7 protein-coding genes are annotated in these 20,009 nt (G+C 57.6%); 6 read left to right on the top strand and 1 reads right to left on the bottom strand.

The genetic code is table 11. From position 1 onward, the window contains the following. Positions 1–124: 124 nt before the first annotated feature. The 6 genes from repA (at position 125) to ACOQFT_RS01855 (ending at position 14,275) form a co-directional block, all read left to right on the top strand. Positions 125–1,300 (top strand): plasmid partitioning protein RepA, encoded by a 1,176-nt coding sequence (gene repA / locus ACOQFT_RS01880; protein ID WP_171724949.1) that lies wholly within the window; start codon positions 125–127, stop codon positions 1,298–1,300. Next, a complete protein-coding gene (gene repB, locus ACOQFT_RS01875; RefSeq protein ID WP_421596374.1) occupies positions 1,300–2,259 on the top strand; it encodes a plasmid partitioning protein RepB in 960 nt (319 codons plus the stop codon). Before repA ends, repB begins: the two co-directional genes overlap by 1 nt. 177 nt (positions 2,260–2,436) lie before the next feature. After that, entirely contained in the window at positions 2,437–3,552 is a 1,116-nt protein-coding gene (repC, locus tag ACOQFT_RS01870; protein ID WP_421596373.1) for a plasmid replication protein RepC, read from the top strand. Between the two features lie 337 nt (positions 3,553–3,889). Next, positions 3,890–9,640, top strand: coding sequence for a DUF3320 domain-containing protein (locus ACOQFT_RS01865; RefSeq protein WP_421596372.1), 5,751 nt, complete (start codon positions 3,890–3,892; stop codon positions 9,638–9,640). Then, entirely contained in the window at positions 9,618–10,841 is a 1,224-nt protein-coding gene (locus tag ACOQFT_RS01860; protein WP_170431542.1) for a metallophosphoesterase family protein, read from the top strand. The genes ACOQFT_RS01865 and ACOQFT_RS01860 overlap by 23 nt, the downstream gene beginning before the upstream one ends. Further along, positions 10,841–14,275, top strand: a complete 3,435-nt coding sequence (locus ACOQFT_RS01855) for an AAA family ATPase (RefSeq protein ID WP_421596371.1) — start codon at positions 10,841–10,843, stop codon at positions 14,273–14,275. Before ACOQFT_RS01860 ends, ACOQFT_RS01855 begins: the two co-directional genes overlap by 1 nt. A 49-nt stretch (positions 14,276–14,324) precedes the next feature. Here ACOQFT_RS01855 and ACOQFT_RS01850 read toward each other — a convergent pair whose 3' ends face one another. Beyond that, positions 14,325–19,937 (bottom strand): RecQ family ATP-dependent DNA helicase, encoded by a 5,613-nt coding sequence (locus ACOQFT_RS01850; protein ID WP_421596370.1) that lies wholly within the window; start codon positions 19,935–19,937, stop codon positions 14,325–14,327. Between the last annotated feature and the right edge of the window lie 72 nt (positions 19,938–20,009).

Raw genomic sequence — 20,009 nt, 5'->3', positions numbered from 1 at the left:
CTATATATTGCAGACCCTGCGATATCTCGACATTGAAGAAGTTGTTGCCAAACCACCCCCTTCTTGCGTAAAAAACGATAAAAACAGCGTTGGCGAAAAACAGCGTTACTGAAAGAGGGCAGACGTGGCTGAACCTATCCACATCAATCAGCGTGTTCGCGAAAACGCTGAGAATCTGACTGCGGCTTTGGAAAGCCACATGATGACAGTGTTTGCGCCCGACGCGCGCAAAGAGCTTCGACTGTTCAGCGCCGGAGAAGCCGCCGGTCTGCTGGGTATCTCACCCAGCTTTCTGCGCAAACTGCACTTCGACAGCCGAATCCCCGATGTACATACCACCCCAGGTGGTCGTCGCCACTATTCCGCTGAAGACCTGCTAACCATACGCGAAGAGCTGGAGTCGACCGCAAAGACAACTGGGACTTATCTGAAAGGCCGCCAGACGGGTGACAAGGTGCAGGTTCTGTCCTTTCTCAACTTCAAGGGCGGATCGGGCAAAACGACCAGTGCAATCCACACAGCACAGCGTTTGGCCTTGAAAGGATACCGGGTTCTTACCGTCGATATTGACCCTCAGGCGTCTTTGACCACTCTGTTTGGCTATCGCCCTGAATACGACTTTCTTCAATCAGGTACGATCTACGACGCCATCCGATACGAAGACCCCCTGCCCCTCTCCAGCATCATCCAGAAAACCTTTTTCACCGGTATTGATCTGGCCCCGGCCGGTTTGATCCTGCAGGAATTCGAGCACGAGACCCCGCAGGCATTGCTGAACAACGTGCAGCCTGCGTTTTTTTCCCGGATGGCGACCGCCCTTCAGGAAGTCGAGGACAATTACGACGTGATCATCTTCGATTGCCCGCCGCAACTGGGCTATCTGACCATGTCCGCGCTGTGTGCATCGACCGGGGTGCTGATTACAGTCGTGCCCAATATGCTGGACATCGCCTCGATGTCCCAGTTCCTGCAAATGAGCGCGGAGTTGCTGGACGTGGTCGCCGAAGCGGGTGCGCCGATGGATTTCGACTTTCTGCGGTTTCTAATCAATCGCTATGAACCCAGCGACGGACCCCAGCAACAGGTTGTCGCCTTCCTGCGGCAGTTGTTCGGAAATGAGGTCATGGTTGCGCCGATGCTGAAATCCACCGCGATTTCCGATGCTGGACTAACTCAGCAGACGGTATACGAGGTCGAACGCAGCCAATTTCACCGCAACACCTATGATCGTGCGGTGGACTCATTGAATCTTGTCAATGACGAGATCGAGTCGTTGCTTCAACATGCATGGGGGCGCTGATGGCACGTAAAGGCATTCTGACAACCAACCTGAACCAATCCGGCGGGGCTGCAAAACCCGAAAAGCCCCGGATGATGCCACGCGGTGCGGTTGGCGCCTTGCAGTCTTCCTTGTCGAAACTACAGGAAAACGCGGTGCAAGAGATCGACTGCTCCCTGATCGACGATGCTGGGCTGAAAGACCGGTTGGGGATGGACAGCGAGGCACAGCGACAACTGGTCGAAAGCCTGCGCACTTATGGGCAGCAGGTTCCGATCCTATTGCGACCGCACGCCAAAGAACCGGGCCGGTTCGAAATCGTCTATGGCCGCCGCCGCCTGATGGCGCTGAAAGAGCTTGGCCAGCCGGTCAAGGCGATGGTCCGGCAACTGGACGACCACGCGCTGGTTCTGGCGCAGGGACAGGAGAACACCTCGCGTCAGGATCTGTCCTTTATCGAAAAGGCCAGCTTTGCCGCGCAGTTGAAAGAGGCTGATTACGACCGCGAGACCATCGCGGCGGCCCTGTCGATCGACCAGCCGATGGTGACGCGCATGCTCAAGGTTGGGACGGCATTCTCCTTGCCCTTCCTGCGCCAGATCGGGTCTGCGCCCAAAATTGGCCGCGACCGTTGGATGACACTGGCCGAGGCCCTGAAAGACAAAGCCGCCACCAGCCGCGCCAGCACCTTCATGAACCGCCCCGAGTTTCTGACACTGGACTCGGATCAACGGTTTGAGGCGGTCCTGAAACACGTGCAGAAGAAACCAAGCGCCAGCAAACCAGCAGCAGCCAAACCGCGCACTTTGCGTGACGCCGCGGGCAAGGCTCTGGCCGATGTCCGGCTGACAAATCGCGGCGTGACCCTGAACATTCCGTCGCGCACGGCAGACGGCTTTGACGCCTGGTTCGAAACAAATGCCGAGACCCTGATCACCGAACTTCACGACCGCTGGAAAAACGAACGGTCGGAAGACTAAGACCACAGAGAAGCAACCACAGGAGGCACGAGCAGACCACAAAAAAAGCCCCCCAGGACAGATGATCCCGGAAGGCCCTTTTCAATCTTAGCACCTTTGAAATAGCCCCTCCGAATCGGTCCTGTCAACTCTGCGCGCTGCGCGGAGCAGGGATTTTTTGTGTTTCGTGAGAAAAATATGAAACATGCGTCCCAAAGTGACTTTGGGCGAGGGGCAAGTTTTGCCCTGTCGTCTGTCGACAAATGGGAAGTGCTGTCCGCGCTGACCACGGCCTCAGCGGATTTCGACATCTCTCATCGTACATTGACTGTGCTGAAAGCCTTGCTGACCTTTCTGCCAGACCGGGACATTCCGACCGAGCCGGGCAGGGCGGTTGTGTTTCCCGCGAACCGCACCCTGTCCGAACGCCTGAACGGGATGCCCGAAAGCACCCTGCGCCGCCATCTGGCGCGGCTGGTGCAGCTGGGTCTTGTCAACCGTCACGACAGCCCCAACCGCAAACGATATGCCCGACGGGTAGGGCAGGGGGTCGAACTGGCTTTCGGCTTTGACCTGTCCCCGCTGAACGGTCATGCCGATCAGATTTTCCTGACCGCTGAACGCGCCACCCGCCGCGCTGAACGCATTAGAACTCTGCGTGACCGGATCGCTCTGGCACGGCAACAGCTGATTGCTCTGAATGACAGCCGCTTTACCGCGCTGATCGAAAACGCACGCCTGATCCTGCGTCGCAAGTCCTCAGAACAATCGCTGCATAAATTGACCCAGGAAATGGAAGACACAGCCGACCAAAACACAGGCAATGCTATCCACCAGCCTGAATTGCGAACCATTCAATTGAGCGGCACTGACAATCAAAATGAGCGGCACATACAGGATTCATCTGAATCTAAATTTGACTCTGAAGAACAGAGCTCGGACTCGCGAATTCCGGCTGACCAAAAAATTGATGACGCCAATCTTCATATCGTTCTCGATATATGCACCGAGTTTCAGGACTACTATCCAAAGCCGATCACGGGATGGGCAGAGTTGGTAACAGTTGCTGAGAAACTGTCGCCCATGATTGGGATTGATCCTCCGGTCTTCAACGAAGCGCGAGTCCGTATGGGAGCTGCAACCGCGGCAACATCCGTCCTTTGCATTCTTGAACGTCTGCAAGACATCCGAAGCCCTGGCGCCTACTTGCGCAAGCTGACGCAAAAAGCGCAAAAGGGCACATTTTCATGCATACCAATGCTGAAGGCCTTGGAAAACAAAGGGAAATCGGAGAATTGTCAGCTGACAACTTGAAAAATGCCGTAAAAACAATGGTGTAAGCTATTATTGAGGCAGGGAAACTGACGAAGCTCGATTTTCAAGCGCTTTTGTGGTCACTATGAATTGGATTTCAAGAGCTTACCACTTGCACAACGGTATTCCCCACGTATCCTGCGCGAAGTTACAGAGTGATACATGTATTACAGGTTATTTACCATCATTCCAGATCGGCAAGCGCGTCTCTCGATCGCATCAGAAAATTTAAACATAAAGACTTATGACCACAGATCATTCTCAATCCTCGACAGCTGACAACACCTCGGCCGAAACAATCGAGACGATAGCCCCTTCTACCAGCCTGCAATTTGACATGGCTAAAAAGGTAAACTTCGCCTCTGCACAGAATGACATCCCCGTTCTCAAGACGCTGTCGATCACCAATATGACCGATGGCCCGCTGGATAACATCCAGATAACCCTAACCGCACAGCCCGCTGTGATAAAATCGAGGACCTGGATTATCGACCGGTTGTCCCCGATGGGGAGTCTTGAACTGGGCGATCTGGCGACGCCTCTGGACGTACAGAAACTGGCCGGTCTCAATGAAACGGAAATCGGATCTCTGACCCTGACGGCTTCGACGGACGATGGTCCGTTGTCGTCAGAAACTCTGCCTCTGGAGCTGCTGGCCCGCGATCAATGGGGCGGGCTGGGTGACATGGACCGGCTGCTGGCAGCCTTTGTATCTCCGAACGATCCCGTGGTGGCGGTGATCCTCAAGGAGGCGTCGCTGTTGCTAGAACGTAGTGGGCATGATGGCTCGCTTGAGGGATATCAATCCGGTGACCCGCAGCGCGCATGGATGATCGCTGGCGCAATCTGGTCGGCCGTGACCGGTATGGGGCTGACTTATGCCAACCCGCCTGCATCGTTCGAGGTTGAGGGGCAGAAAATCCGTGCGCCCGAACGAATTCGCAGCGAGGGGCTGGCCACGTGTCTGGACAGTTCGCTGCTATTGGCCGCTGCGTGGGAACAGGCCGGGTTGCATCCTGTTGTCCTGTTTAGTCGCGGTCACGCCTGGGCCGGGGTCTGGATCACCAATCGGGATTTTGGGCACGTGACCGAGCCGGACGTGATCACCGTGCGCAAGGCGACTCACGCGAAAGAGTTCATTCCGGTTGAAACCACCCTGTTGACCCAACGCCCGACTGCCGGATTTGAACAGGCGGTCGAAGCCGGGCGGTCCCGTGTGTCCGAGGATCGTGAGCAGGAATTCCTGATGGCTGTTAACATCACCCGCGCGCGCTCGGCCCGGATCCGTCCGCTGGCCAGCCACGTGGCGGCTGATGCCGGTGTGGCCGAGCATATTGAGGCTGCCCCCGCGAAACTACCGGACCCTATCGACTTTGGCCTGTTGCCGTCCGAAGTGATCGAACAAGTTCCCAACACGCCCAAAGGACGGATCGAACGTTGGCAGGCGAAGCTGTTGGACCTGTCGCTGCGCAACCGGCTGCTGAACTTCAAGCCAAGTAAACAGACTGTACCTTGCCTGGTGCCTGATGTTGGCGCTTTGGAGGATGCATTGGCCGCGGACAAGGCGTTCCGCGCCTATCCGCTGATGGAGGATGATCCCATTGGCGAGCGTCAGCTGTCGCGGCAGGACAGGGACGAGATCATCGCCAGCGCAACGAAAGATGCGTTCGAACGCGGCCAGATCACGATGCCGCTGGATCGCAAGGACGCTGACAACCGCCTGCTGGCCCTGTTTCGAAAAGCCAAGAGCGATCTCCAGGAGGGTGGGACAAATACTCTGTTTCTGGCGGCAGGGTTCCTGCGCTGGCAGCGAGAGGGCGAAAAGCGCAGCTATCGTGCTCCGCTGCTGCTGATCCCGATCAAGCTCGAACGCAAATCGGCGCGGTCAGACTTTAGAATCCTGCACCACGAAGACGAGGTTCGGTTCAACTCGACCTTGCTGGAATTTCTCAAGCGTGATTTCGACCTGACCCTGCCCGAGCTTGAGGGCGAATTGCCCCGCGACGACAGCGGCATCGACCTGCCGCGTATCTTTGAATGGATGCGCCAGCGGGTGCGCGAAGTGCCGGGGTTCGAGGTTGTGGAAGAGATCGCGATCTCGACCTTTTCATTCTCGAAATACCTGATGTGGAAGGATCTGGTCGAGCGCACCGATCAGTTGCGCAATAACCGGCTGGTGGCGCATCTGGTCGACAACCCTGACAAGACCTTTGAGGGCGGGGCAGGGGACGCGATCCCGGCCGAACAGATGGATCAACGACTGGCACCCAAGGATCTGGTTACACCTCTGCCCGCTGACAGCTCGCAATTGTCAGCCGTCGTTGCAGCAGCTGAGGGGCGGGATTTCGTATTGATCGGCCCGCCGGGCACCGGAAAAAGTCAGACCATCGCCAATATCATTTGCCAGTGCCTTGCCCATGGTAAAACGGTGCTGTTCGTCGCCGAAAAAGCTGCGGCTTTGGATGTTGTGCAGCGCAGGCTTGAGGCACACGGGTTGGGCGATGCGGTGCTGGAGCTGCATTCCAACAAGACCGACCGCAAGCGGGTTCTGACGCAGCTTGGCCGGGGATGGGACAGGGCCTCGGCCACCAGCGAGCAGGACTGGCTGGATGTCACCGAGAAGCTGCGGATCAAGCGCGACCAACTCAATACCTATGTGCAGGCGGTTCACGCCAAGGGTGCGCAGGGGTTTTCGGTCTTTGACGCGATTTCATGGACGGCGAGGGCACCAAAGGGACTGAAACTGTCCTATGCGGATAAGGATGCCCATGATCAGCACAGTTTTGACCGGTTGCTTGAGATCACAGAGGAACTTGGCCGTACCTACGCAGCTGTAGGCGGTGGCACACCGCTGCCATTGGTGGGAGAGGCCGAGTGGTCTCATGCCTGGGAAGACCAGATCATTGAACGGGCCAAAACCCTGAGGGCGTGTATCGACCGTGCCATGCGATCATCTTCGGATATTTCAGGCCGGCTGGCATTGACCCCGGACCGGATGCTGAAGCCGGAACGTCGCGCTCTGCTGACCGAACTGTCGCGCCGTATTGATCCCGACGCGGACGATCTGCGCATGGTGCCGCGCCTGTCAGAGCGTGACCTGCACGCCGAAGTGGATCAGTTCGAGACCGCGCTTGTTGCGTTCATGGACGCGCAGGACCAATGGAGCGCGTCCTACACCGAAGACAATATGAAACGCCTGCCGTTGGATCAGCTGGATGCGGAATGGCGCGCGGGTGAGGCGGGGTTCTGGCCATTTTCCGCCCTGAAAAAGCGCAAGACCCGCAAGCTGCTGCAAACCTATGCCAGCTCGGGACAGGTTGAACCGGGCAGGGATTTGCCAGCGTTGGAAGAGTGCCGCAAACAGCTGGCAGTGCTGCAGGACAGCCCGGTAGCCGATACCGCCGGCGCAGACCGGTCGCTGCACAGATTGAAGGGGCGGGTGGCTCAGGCGATCTCGTTGCGAGCGACATTGGCCGGTGCGCAGTCTGAGATCAACGATACTGTTGCGTTCGGTGCCACTGTCGCTGCGTTGGAGGAAGGACCCACGGGCGAGTTGCGACAGGCAATGGAGGACTGGCAGGCGGCGGACAGCGCATTGAATGCGACAATCACCGAGTTCGCTGGGCTTGGCGGCTTGGTGGACACCGATCTGCCCTTACGCGATCTTCTGGAGGCCGTGGATCAGACACTGGCGCAACGCGGGCGGCTTGCGGACTGGACCCGCTGGGTTGCCATTCGGAACAAGGCCAAAGCCGCGGGGCTGACGCCTCTGGTCGATGCAATTGAGTCGGATCAGTTGAAAGGCGATCCGGTCGCCGAATGCCGCTGCGCATATGCCCGATGGTGGTTGCCTCTGGCTATGGATGCCTCGGACCCGCTGCGCCAGTTCGCGCATTGGGAGCATGAGGATATCGTTGGGGCCTTCCGTAAGCTGGATGACGAGGTCGCCGAACATGCTCCGCGCGAAGTCATGCGACGCATTCATCACCGCCTGCCCGCAAGGGACGGGGTGCCCAGAAAATCGGAACTGGGTGTTCTACGGCATCAGTTGGGGCTGAAACGCCCCTCGATGGCGATCCGGCCTCTGCTGGAGAATCTGGGCGACGTTCTGCCCAAACTTGCCCCTTGCGTGCTGATGTCGCCGTTGTCGATTGCGCAGTATCTTCCGGCAGGTCAGGCGACGTTCGACGTTGTGATTTTTGACGAAGCGTCGCAGATCACGACCTGGGATGCCATCGGAGCAATCGCTCGGGCGAAACAGTCGATCATTGTAGGCGATCCCAAGCAGTTGCCGCCGACCAACTTTTTTGGCCGCAGCGATGAGGCCGAGGAGGACGCCGAAGGGATGATTGGCGACATGCCTTCAATTCTGGATGAGGTGGCGACCGCAGGGATCCCGACGCGCAGGCTGGATTGGCACTATCGCAGCCGGGATGAGGCGCTGATCGCGTTCTCGAACCACTTCTACTACGATGGTGGCCTTGTCACCTTTCCTGCACCCAGCACGGGCAGCGACGCTGTGACGTTCCACAAGATCGACGGCACCTATGCGCGCGGGGCAGGGCGGACCAATGCGGATGAGGCCAAGGCGATTGTGGCGTTGATCCGCCAGCGTCTGACCGCTTGGCTGAACCACCCCGAGGAGGATCGGCCAACGCTGGGTGTGATCACCTTCAACGCGCAGCAGCAGGGGCTGATCCTGGACCTCCTGGACAAAGTGCGGCGCGATGCACCTGAACTTGAATGGTTCTTTGCAGAAGAGCGTGAAGAGCCGGTGATCGTGAAAAACCTTGAGAATATTCAAGGGGATGAGCGTGATGTGATGCTGTTTTCGATCACGTTCGCTCCGGACCTTGCAGGTAAATTGTCGATGAACTTCGGCGCGTTGAATGCGGATGGCGGCGAAAAGCGTCTGAACGTTGCCGTCACGCGGGCCCGGCGCGAATTGCATGTGTTCGCCTCGCTGACCCATGATCAGATTGATCTGTCGCGCACCCGGGCGACCGGGGTGCGTGATCTGAAAACCTTTCTGGACTATGCCGAGCGTGGCCCGGTTGCGCTGGCCGCGCGCGAGGAAGGATCGCTTGGACCGGCTGAAAACCCGTTTGAACAGGCCATTGCCGAGGCGTTCCGAGCCAAAGGGTGGGAGGTGCGGACCCAGATCGGTGTCTCGGGCTTCCGCATTGATCTTGGGATCGTGAACCCGGATCGGGCAGGGGCCTATCTGGCCGGGATCGAATGTGACGGGGCCACCTATCACAGCTCTGCCACGGCGCGGGATCGGGACAAGGTGCGGCAGGCGGTGCTGGAAGGATTGGGTTGGACGATCCTGCGCATCTGGTCGACCGACTGGTTCCGCGACCCGGCGGTGGTGGCTGACCGGTTGCATGAAAAGTTGGAAGCGCTGCTGGAAGAAGACCGCGCGGCCCGGCAGGAAGCAGAGCATGAGGCTAAGGAAGAAGACCCGCCAGAGGTGCGGGCCTTGCCTGCACCCGAGCCGCCTCAGACCGACAGCGCCCCGCCGAAGTTTGCGCCGAAAGAGGCTGATGAGCCTCAGCTCTTCGCCTCAGGGTCTCATGCGACCGAGTTGGCCAAGGTTGACGGGCCGAAGGCCGACCCGGACCGTTTCTTTGATCTTGGGTACATGGGGATTCTGCGACAGATCGTTCACGAGGTTTTGGTCGATCAAGCCCCAATGCCCCTGCGCAATCTGGGCCGCGAGGTCGCTAACCGCCACGGGTGGCAGCGAACCGGGCGCCGGATCATGGACAGGGTGGAACACGCGCTTGGCGTGGCCGAACTGCATTATGAGTTCGGCACTCCGTTTGTCTGGCTGGCAGGCACCTATCAGGATCGAATTCCGTATCGCGGGCTGGGAAACCGCGCCATCCGCGATGTGTCCCGCACCGAGGTTGCGGCGGTTCTGGATGAGATTGGCCCGGACCTGAAGGCCTCAGAGGATCCGGCGGGGGATTTGGCCCGTCACCTTGGCCTGTCGCGGGTCAGCGGGTCGGCGCGTCAACAGATTGAGGAGATCATGCGGTGGTACGAGGACCAGACGGGCAATGAAGATTCTGCACACAGCTGACGTTCATCTGGATTCGCCGCTGAAATCTCTGGCCCTGCGCGACCCGGAATTGCGTGAACGCGTACAGACTGCCAGCCGGGCCGCTTTTGTCAGGATCGTTGACACGGCCATTGCTGAAGAAGTGACCGCCCTGTTGATTGCAGGAGATCTGTTTGACGGGGCCGAGCGCAGCGCCCGTACGGCGGCTTTTCTGGTGATACAGTTGGAGCGTCTGCGCGAATGCGGAATCCGGGTTTTCTACATCAAGGGTAACCACGATGCTGAAAACCCGGTCACGGGTGAGCTGAACCTGCCGGACAACGTTCATGTATTCGACGGGCGCGGCGGCAAGGTACAGGTGTCGCCCGAGGTTTGGATTCACGGTGTCAGTTTCGCCAGCCGCCATGCGCCTGACAGCTTGCTGCCCAAATTTCCCGGCCCTGTGGATGGGGCCGTCAACATTGCCATGTTGCACAGTTCGCTGGCCGGGGCCGAGGGGCACGATCCTTATGCCCCTTGCAGTGTGGGCGATCTGGTCTCTTCAGGATATGACTATTGGGCGCTGGGTCATGTCCATCGCCGCCAGATTCACTCTCAGACACCTTGGGTGGTGATGCCCGGAATGCCGCAGGGGCGGGATATGGGTGAAACCGGGCCAAAATCCGCGACGCTGATTAGCATCACGGACGAAATCACCATCGAGGAGGTGCCGACTTCGGTTGTTGAGTTTCTGGAAATGCCCGTCGACGTGAAGGACCTCGAAACGGATGATGCCTTGCGTGATCTGCTGCGCCGCAAGTTGCGTGACGCCGCCGACGGTTTGGCTTCAGACGATGCGGTCATCCGACTGAAGCTCACGGGGCGCACGCCGCGGCGCTGGCAGCTTTTACGCGATCAAGATGTCTGGATGGATACTGTGGCGCAATATGCCCGCGAAACCGGGGTGTTGTGGCTGGACAGGATTGTCTTTGATTTGTCTGCGAATGACGAGGCGGCAAACAGCGCGACGGATGAACTGGCCGTAATCATGAAGACCATCCGCGACCAAGCTGGGTTTGCGGAAAACTATCGCACTGAACTGGAAGATGTTCTGAAAGAAATCCCACCGCAGCGCCGGACAGAGCTGTTGCCAGATGAAGCCGAAACCAACCGTCTGGTACTGCATCTTGCCGAACGCGGTGCGCAGCGGCTGATCGCGAAGATGAAGGGGGCGTCTTCCTGATGCGTATCCAACGACTGGCTTTGGATGTTTTTGGCCATTTTTCAGGCAAGGTTCTGGACTTCGGGGCCGCTGGCCGCACATCGGATTTTCATTTGATCTACGGGCCAAACGAAGCGGGCAAAACGACGACGATGGAAGCCTATCTGCGGTTGCTTTACGGTTTCCCTAATCGTGACACCTATGGGTTCAAACATCAGCGCGCGAACCTGAAGGTGTCGGGGTTGCTGGAAATCGACGGAGACGCCCGCCTGTTCACCCGGTTGCCATCCCGCAATAGCAACTTGCGGGGTGACGCGGACGCGATACTGCCTGAGACCGCGATTGCCGCGCATTTGGGTGGGCTGTCGGCCGATGACTACCGCAGCCTGTTGTGTCTGGACGATGATACAATCGAGAAGGGTGGTGAAGAGATTGCAAATGCCCGTGGTGATATCGGCAAGCTGTTGTTCTCGGCCGCGGCAGGTGTTGCGGATCTGAATACGGTTCTGGATCAGGCGCGGGTTGAGGCAAATGCGTTGTACAAAAAACGATCCAGTTCGACGCGCGTTGCCGAACTGAAACGAGAGTTGAGCGAAATCGACCGCGACATTCGGGACTTGGATGTCAGCGCCGCCGCTTGGCGCAAGCTGAAAGATGGGCTCGCGGCTGCTCAGGCCGCCGAGGAAAATGCGCGTCAGGTGCGCGATGACCTACGCGTCGAGCAATCCCAAACCGATGCTTTGCGTCGCGTGATCCCCAGATTGGCACAGCTGGACAGGCTTGTAGCCGAGATTGCGGATAAGGCGCATTATCCCGATAGGATCGACATAGATCCTGAAATGCTGGTCAAACTGCTGGCCGATCGGGGCCAAGCAGAAACGGATTTGGAGCGCCTGACAGGCAACCTGAACGAAGCCGAAAAGGAACTCGAGAATCTGCCTCCGGACGAAAGCCGTCTGAACCTGTCTCAAAAGCTGGACGACCTTGACGAGCTGCGCAGCCGTACGTTGACAGCCGCGATGGACATTCCCCGGCGCCAACGCAGGCTGGACGAGGTCGAGGCGGACATGAAACGGGTGGTGGCAGAACTTGGGGCGCCGGAGGATGCGGATGTCGGTGATTTTGTTGTGTCCGCAGCCGAAATTACGGCGCTTGAAGAACTGCGGGGCAACATGCGGGATGCAGTAACCACCCGCAATAGCAGTGCGCGCGAGTTGGAAGAGTGTGCGCTGCGCGTTGCGCAGGCAGAAAAGACTCTGCGCGAGGTACAAAAAGCCGCGCCACTTCAAAGCGGTGCGCATGAACTGCTTGTGCGTTTTGATGCCGATAGGCTGGCCCCTGCATTTGCAACGGCTTCTCAAGCCATGTTGTCCGCGGAAGCATCTGCCAGGGATGCCCTGAACGCACTTGCGGTTGGCGATTGCACGTTTTCAGCGCTGCCTGCCTGCCCGGTAGATCGATCAACCGCAGAGGACCTCGCCGATCAACATGGATCGCTTACGGAAAAGATAGCGCGCCTTGATGAGAGGCTGGAAGATTACGAAGAATCTATCGCAATCAAAGCCGCCCAGATATCTGCTCTGGCTGAGGGTTCCGCTGTTGTTGGAGATGCTGAGGCGCAAGAGGCGCAGGCGCAAAGAGATGCCTTGTGGCAGGCCCATTGCACGGATTTGACAGCACAAAGTGCGGCGCTCTTTGAGCCTGCGATGACGCGGGTGGATGACATCAACGCAAGCCGTTTGGTCCATGCCGCCGAACTTGGTGCGCTTCGGAAGATGACTCAGGATCAGGCAGAAACCGAGGCGCGCAAGGAACGGGTCCTGTTGGCGCGCGAAGGATGGGTAGCGCAGGCAAAGGAATTTGAAGACCGAATAATCGATTACGCCGATAAAATCGGGTTACCCGAACTGTCACCACGTGCTATTGCGAATTGGGTTGATTTGCACGTAGCGGCGCTGGCAGCACACAGGCGGCGAAATGAGGTTGCCGAGCAACACAAGGATACGATTGAGCGCGCCGAGCGTCTACGTCAGCAACTTGCGCCGCTTCTTCCTTTGGAAGACCCGACATTTGATGCTGCGCTGGCTTCGGCCCGGGACATGGCGGATTCCGAGCGCGCGTACAAAGATGTTCTGCGCGAAACCTCGGAAAAACTGACAGAACTGCAGGGCGAGCTTGAGCGCCGCCAGAGCGGCCAGGACGATCTTGGCAGTGCCTTGGAGCGGGCAGGGGAGATTTGGCGATCCAAGGTTGGCGATTTGTTCGGCACACGGGTATCGCCTGACAGGCTTGCGGCGTCTCCGGGCGTGTTGGGCCACCTGCGCGAGTGGGATGCGACACGTCAAAGCGCTGCGCGGCAAGTGTTTGCGATGCAGGAGGATCAGCGACAGTTCGAGGCGGCGGTAGCCGAGCTGAGTACCCAATTTGCAATTGGTGAAAGCACTTCCTTGGACGCGTTTGCCCGGCTCAGGCAAATCGCTGAAAAAGCGCAAGACGATCAGAGACGATACACTGAGCTGATCGGGAAAAAAGCCGAACATACCGAACTCAGAGAAAACTGCCGTAACAAATTGGCGGACATTGACCGAACGGTGACGACACTTGGGGCCGTATTTCCAGATACGGTTGACGTCAGCACACTTGAGGCTCTTCGGAACGCTGTAGGCACGGCCAAAGACGTGATTAGGGTCCGAGCGCAGGTTGCTGAAATCGAGGAGCAAATCCTCAGCGATCTTTCAGAAGAGACACTGGATGAGGCAAGAATCGCAGCCGGGGAGCACACGCTACCTGTTCTTGAGGCCCGAGCGCAGTCTTTGGAGGGTGATCTCAAGCGGGTGGAAGACACCCTGTCAGAAACGACGGTGGCACGCGCGAATGCTGAAAAAGACCTAGGGGCGATTTCCGGCAGCGCGGAAATTGCCGAACTGGTTGAGCGTCGCGCGATACTGCACCTTCAGATCGAAGACGCCATTTTGAACTATGTCGAGCGGGATCTTGGTCTGCGCGTCGCCGAAGAGGCTATCCGCCGATACCGCGACCGCCATCGAAGTGAAATGATGGCCGCGACTGAACGCGCATTCGCTGAATTGACGAACGGGGCCTATCAAAAACTGTTGACCCAGCCGGAAGGAGCGTCGGAAATATTGTTGGCGGTTGATGGCAATGGCACGTCGAAGCAGGTTGGGGATATGTCGAAGGGAACACGGTTTCAGCTCTATCTGGCGCTCCGTGCGGCGGCATATGAGCAGATGGTCAGTCAGGGCGTTCAGTTGCCGTTTTTCTGCGATGATATATTCGAAACATTTGATGAAGACCGAACGCGTGCTGCGTGCCGTTTGATGGAGAGGATAGGGCAAAACGGTCAAGCGATCTATCTGACCCATCATCGCCACGTGGTCGAGATCGCCAAAGAAGTGTGCGAAAACCCACCAGTGATCCACAATCTGATGGATTGAGCAGCGCAGGGTGAGAGGCGTTGCGCGGATATTTTCAGCCGCGCATTTGTCAATCTTCGATCAGCGAAAAATCTTCACCATCGCCCGGTTTTCTTTTGCGGTTCTTTGCTTTCTTGGTTCGTCTTGGGCCTTTGGGTACGTAGTTGTCGTTTAACGCCTTCTCGACCAACCATGTCGCATGGTGATCAGGGAAACCTTCGCCATAGTGGCGGATCAGATCGATATATTTGAACCCAAGCGCAGATATTTTTCCGATCTCCACGCCGGTTGAGGCGTTTTTGACCACAAGGCCGCCACCCTTGGCAGCCAGTGCTATATCTTTATCTTTCAGCGCTGCCGAAAGCTCACCCCAGGAGCGTGTGTCGTCAATGGATTTGCGGATGAGTGCTTTGAGGTCGAGTTCCGGCGGATTATCAATCTCCTGTGGTTCTGGAACCGAGGTATCCAATGCCTGTGCCGAAGGGTAGGCAGTTTGTCGATATGGATTGTCCCTGACACGGTCCGTCTGATCATCCTCTCGGGCTGTTGGTGTCAGCTGACTATGCGAGGCTTTGGCATTCTCATGTCGGAAGATCAACTCTGGTAGTATGGTCTCCCAACTATCGCGCCTATGGTAGTGGGCGTACTCTTCTCCACTATCGATCTTGCGCCAGTTAATGATGGCCCCGATCTGGCCAGAGGCGAACACATGCCCGCTGGGTGGTTTCCACGATTTCGCCATACGTCCGACAACACGGTTTTGCGCGTCCAGCAAAACCCAATGAGGTTGTTGAAACACAAGGGAAAGGGTGTCCCCTACATTCGCTGAGCGCACGGCGTTGTGCACGTCATGTGCATCCCCTTGGCGACCGGCGAATGACAAATCTACAATATCGAGCGCAGGCATCTGGTACTTTGTTGCGGGCAGCGAGGTTTCGTCGAGATCGGGCGTCACTCGCCTGATCAGAACTGAATCTGAACCCGCTTTCAGAAAGGGGTGCGCCCCGGATGTCAGCACTGTCAGGCTTTGCTGTGCGCGGGTCATTGCCACATAGAACAGGCGACGAGGGGCTTCGTTATCCTCCTCTTTCGACACCCGTGTCCAGTCGCCGTTCAGGATTGCAACATGGTCGAATTCAAGCCCTTTGGCCCGATGCGCGGTCAGCAACAGAAGTCCGCGCTGTTCGCCGCGTGTGTCCCGGGACCATTCGGCGATCCATTCGATGATGTCGGGCACCGGCATTGTTTTGGTGCCCAATTCCCGGGCCAGTTCAGCCACACCCTCGGCCAGCAGATCGACCCATTTGTTGCGAGACTGTTCGTTGAGGACAGTCAGAATGTCCTGAATACCCAGCAGATCGCCCTGTTTCCTCCGCAGCCCGGATACCAGACTCTGCGTTTCCCTCAGCCGCCAGACATTTGGAAGGTCTTCGTTTGCCATGTCCACGCGCAGACCTTGTGCTTCGGCATAGGTCCGAACTGCATCCAGTGATTTCCAGTCTCGGGAAATCACAGCAACGCGGGACCAGTTCCAGTTGGGGTCCAGACGGGACAGGCGGATCAGCTCATCAATGGCTGCTGCGGCTTGCGCCATGTCATCTGGCGGGACATCAAGCAGTTGGACCCGCCCATGAGCAATGGAATCCGCCTGCACCAGACGTCCACCTTTGGGTTGTGATGCCCGCGCCTGATTGATCCTTATCTCATGATCTGTTTTCATCCGATCAGGCGCTTTGGATATGACCTGATTGGCGGCTTCGATGATATGTGCTGTCGACCGGTAATTTTCGATCAGAAAAGATGGTCTGGCCTTATAGTCCTGTTCAAATCTGCGGATGAAATCGACAGAAGCCCCGTTGAAGGCATAGATATTCTGGTCATCATCACCCACGGCAAACAGGCTGAGTTTAAGCTCGGCATCTTCCAGAGAACGACCAGCCACGGCGGAAATGAGCGCGTATTCCTCCTGACCAATGTCCTGGTATTCATCCACCAAAATCCAGCGAAACCCCTGAATCAGGCTCTCGCGCTGCGCCTCTGCTTCGGCTTTTGTCAGGCCTTCGGGGTTGAGCTGGCGCACCGCCTCCGTGATGACATTGTCGAAGTCTTCTGTTGCGGCCTGAACCCCCGCGAAACTGGTACCAACCAGCTTCATCGCAAGCGAATGGCAGGTCGAGATCGTGACCCCCGCCGCATCATCGCCCACCAGCGCTCGTAGGCGAACACGGATTTCGGCAGCGGCATGGCGATTATAGGCCAGTACCAGGATACCGCGCGGGTCTTCGCGCTTCATTCGTAATAGATAAGCGATCCGGTGCACTAAAACACGGGTCTTCCCAGATCCGGGGCCGGCCAAAACCAACACATTGGTCTGGTCCCGATCGTCCGCGACAATGTCCTGTTGTACCTTGTTGCCCAGATCTTCGACAATGGCGGTCCAGGACTTGCTGGTTGTCTGTCGCTTGACTTCTCGTGCCATGCCCGGCATCCAACGTTTCATGAACTGCTCTTTGTTGAGCAGGAAGTAGTCTTCCGATAGGCGTTCGGCGTCTGTGATCTTCTCGAGACCGGTTTCCGCATAAGTTGCCATGACATGGGTCTGAAGTGTCTGTTCGGCGTAATGTTCTTCCAGAGGAAGGAAGTCCGATTGCGTGAACTGACCACCTTTGGGATTGAGGAAAACGGTCATGGCGGGGCGGAATACGGTCAACCCTTTGCCCAGTGTCAGCACGCCCTGTTCATGCATCCAAAGCAGGGAGCGTTCCAACAGTTTGGTCATATCGCGCAGACCGCTGGATTTAAGAACGGCATCCTGTGTGAGCTCCGCCAGAAGATCCCCAACGGTGGTTTCGACCTGCAGGTCTTTGCCTCGCGCGCCTTTGTCGAGGCGACCCGTCAGAAACGTCAAAAGAATCCCGGCCGCTTGCCACCGAACCTCAGCGGTCTGGGCAATGACGTCCCACGATCTTATCCGCGTCACGTTTAGAGTGTTCCGGCTGATTTTGCGCAACCGGATATTGCCGGTGCCACCATCCTGCCCCCTGCCATCCCGCGCGATGCCCCGGATCAACCTGTCGATGACATCAGGGCGGGCATCGGCGTGGTCCTGATTGCGCAGATGCTGGCAGGTTTCCTGCAGGTTCAGCGGTATTGGAGCCTCTTTGTCCGCATCCGGTGCCAGCTCTCGCATCGACGCGATCAAATCCCGTTCCAGGTTTGCGGCCTCTGTGAGGCGCCCGGAGGAAGACTGCGCCACACCGACATGGATGAAGAGCGTTATCGCAACGTCGTTGCGCGCGATGCCAGAGCTTTCGAGATTGGCCATCGCCTTGGTCAGCGCGCCGGGTGTCAAACCGCTGACGCCGCAGAGCTGATCGGTTGAGACCCCTTCATCCGCCGGGGCCAAGATCAGATGCTGCACGATGGCCAGCAATTGTTTGCGATGCGCTTGAGTGATCTCTGCATCCGCAAGGCGTTGTTTCGCCTCGTCCAGTGTGCGGACTGTTAGCGAAGAAGGGAAAATACGAACACGGTTCTCTTCTCGCGAAACAAGTGTTGCTTCTTCAAGCCAAGATACGGCCGTCTTGACTCGTGTGTCATCAGTCGCGCTGTCCCGTTCAAATTCTTGATCTTTTTCGAACCGGACAATCTCACCCGCAGTGGCGACGATCTTTCCGGTTTTGCGTGTGCGCTCGTCGATCCGGCGTAGGGCTTTGAGAATGGCTCCGATTTCATGCCGTGCCAAACGCGAACCCGCGGACAGCCTGAACTGGCGTTCTACATCATCCCCCGCGTACAGAAGCACGCAATCGGCGATTTCCCGATCACGTCCGGCGCGCCCAGCCTCTTGCAGGTAGTTTTCCAAGGACCCTGGGATGTCTGCGTGCACCACCAGCCTGATGTCGGGTTTGTCGATGCCCATGCCAAAAGCGTTGGTGGCTGCAATCACCCGCAGGTCTCCGACCCGGAAGCGTTCCTGGACGTCGTGTTTGTCATCGGACCCAAGTCCAGCGTGGAAATGTGCCGCGTCCATTCCTTGTGATTTTAGAAACTCGGCGACGCGCTCGGTCTCTTTACGCGTCGCGCAATAGATCACGGCGCCGGATCGGCCCTCAGCGGGGAGCAGCTCTTCGATCACGTTCAGGACATCGGTTAGTTTGCTGTTCTTAGTGGTAGGCCTGACATCAAATGTCAGGTTTTTCCGCGATGCTCCACCATCAAGAGAGAGCAACTCGACCCCGGCGCGAGACTGGAAATGCTCGACGATATCGGCGACGACCTCTGGTTTGGCGGTGGCCGTGAGACATAGGATTGGGGCAGGGGCTTGATCGCCCGAGAACTCTTTGATGAACCTGCCCAGATATCTGTAATCCGGCCTGAAATCATGACCCCATTTCGACACGCAGTGAGCCTCGTCAATTGCCCACAGGCCAACTTCGCGCTGAGCCAGTACCGACCGGATTGATGTGCTGCGCAATTGTTCGGGCGAGATTATCAAAATGCCCGCATCGCCCATGCGAACCTTGTTCAGGGCTTCTTGTCGCTCGGGCATGGACATCTGACCATTCACAGTCACGGAACAGGAAATGCCGACGCGCTCCATACCCTGAACCTGATCTGCCATCAGCGCGACCAACGGGGAAATGACCACGGTCAACGCCCCGATTTTGTCGAACCGCGACAAAGCGGGCACCTGATAACACACGGACTTTCCAGTGCCTGTTGGTAGGATGCCGAGCAGGCTCGTTCCGGACATGGCCTCATCGACAATGCGTTCCTGCAGAGGGCGACCATCTGGGTCCACAGGCTGTGGGCGGAAACTGTCGAACCCGAACCACCTGTTCAGCGCACGGACCGGGTCATTCTGTTCAGCACACCACTGGCAGGCGGGATCTTTGCAGGACGTATCCCTGAGATGCCGGACAATCAGAGATGCCTCGCGAAATTGCGCCCGAACCCATGGCGGCATGACCGAGTCCCCACCCGCTACGGTGATCCAGGATAGCGCATAGGCCATAGGCCATCCGTTTCGGGGATTGCTAAGTCTTCCCAGAGTCTGTTCGACCCGTTTACAACAAGCCCGACCGTCCAGCATCCGACGGATGGCGGCAACGGCTTCATCCTGCGCCGGGCAATTGGCTTTTCTTAGATACTTGAAAACCGCATCAAACCCTTCCGATTGTTCGGTTCGGGTGGTCAGGAAGTGATAGGCTACAAGCGCATCCGGTTCGCTTTCGGCAAGGTTTTGAAAGGCATCGAGCTGATTAGCGAACACCTCAAATACAAGCCGGGCGTCAAGTTCTGGATCATTGATATGCCCCGCAGCCAGCCGCCCGTCCTGATAGTGTTTGACCAGATGGTGGTATGGGTTGCGTGGGAAGGCCAGCGGGTTCAGCCACAGTGTATCAATTGGTGCCCGCATGATCTGGGTCAGACGTGGTCTGGCGGCAATTAGGTGTTCCATATCGTGGTGCAGGAAATTGTGACCAATCGGATGTGGGGCACCTGCGATAGCCTCTTCCAGGCGGTCGAGATCTTTCTCCAGCGCGCTGGATTCCGACTTCAAAGCAGGTTGCTCATCGTTTCGGACGGCGGCAAATGCAAATACCTTCGCGGTTTTGGGATCCACCTCCAGATCGATGGACAGACATTTGGAAAGTATCTCGGTATGTCGACCGTTCATATTTGATGCGCAACTGTTCAAAGGTTGCAGTTAGAGAATACCTTTTCGAGACTATGCACAACCCGGGCGGGA

This window comes from Ruegeria sp. MALMAid1280, assembly GCF_049195285.1.
Taxonomy (GTDB): Bacteria; Pseudomonadota; Alphaproteobacteria; order Rhodobacterales; family Rhodobacteraceae; genus Ruegeria.
This window is presented reverse-complemented; position numbering and strand designations above follow the sequence as displayed.

Bases quoted from the DNA above. Each gene is read 5' to 3' on its own strand.
- ACOQFT_RS01850 (WP_421596370.1), bottom strand. From the start codon at position 19,937: ATGAACGGTCGACATACCGAGATACTTTCCAAATGTCTGTCCATCGAT.
- repB (WP_421596374.1), top strand. From the start codon at position 1,300: ATGGCACGTAAAGGCATTCTGACAACCAACCTGAACCAATCCGGCGGG.
- ACOQFT_RS01865 (WP_421596372.1), top strand. From the start codon at position 3,890: ATGGCTAAAAAGGTAAACTTCGCCTCTGCACAGAATGACATCCCCGTT.
- repC (WP_421596373.1), top strand. From the start codon at position 2,437: ATGAAACATGCGTCCCAAAGTGACTTTGGGCGAGGGGCAAGTTTTGCC.
- ACOQFT_RS01860 (WP_170431542.1), top strand. From the start codon at position 9,618: ATGAAGATTCTGCACACAGCTGACGTTCATCTGGATTCGCCGCTGAAA.
- ACOQFT_RS01855 (WP_421596371.1), top strand. From the start codon at position 10,841: ATGCGTATCCAACGACTGGCTTTGGATGTTTTTGGCCATTTTTCAGGC.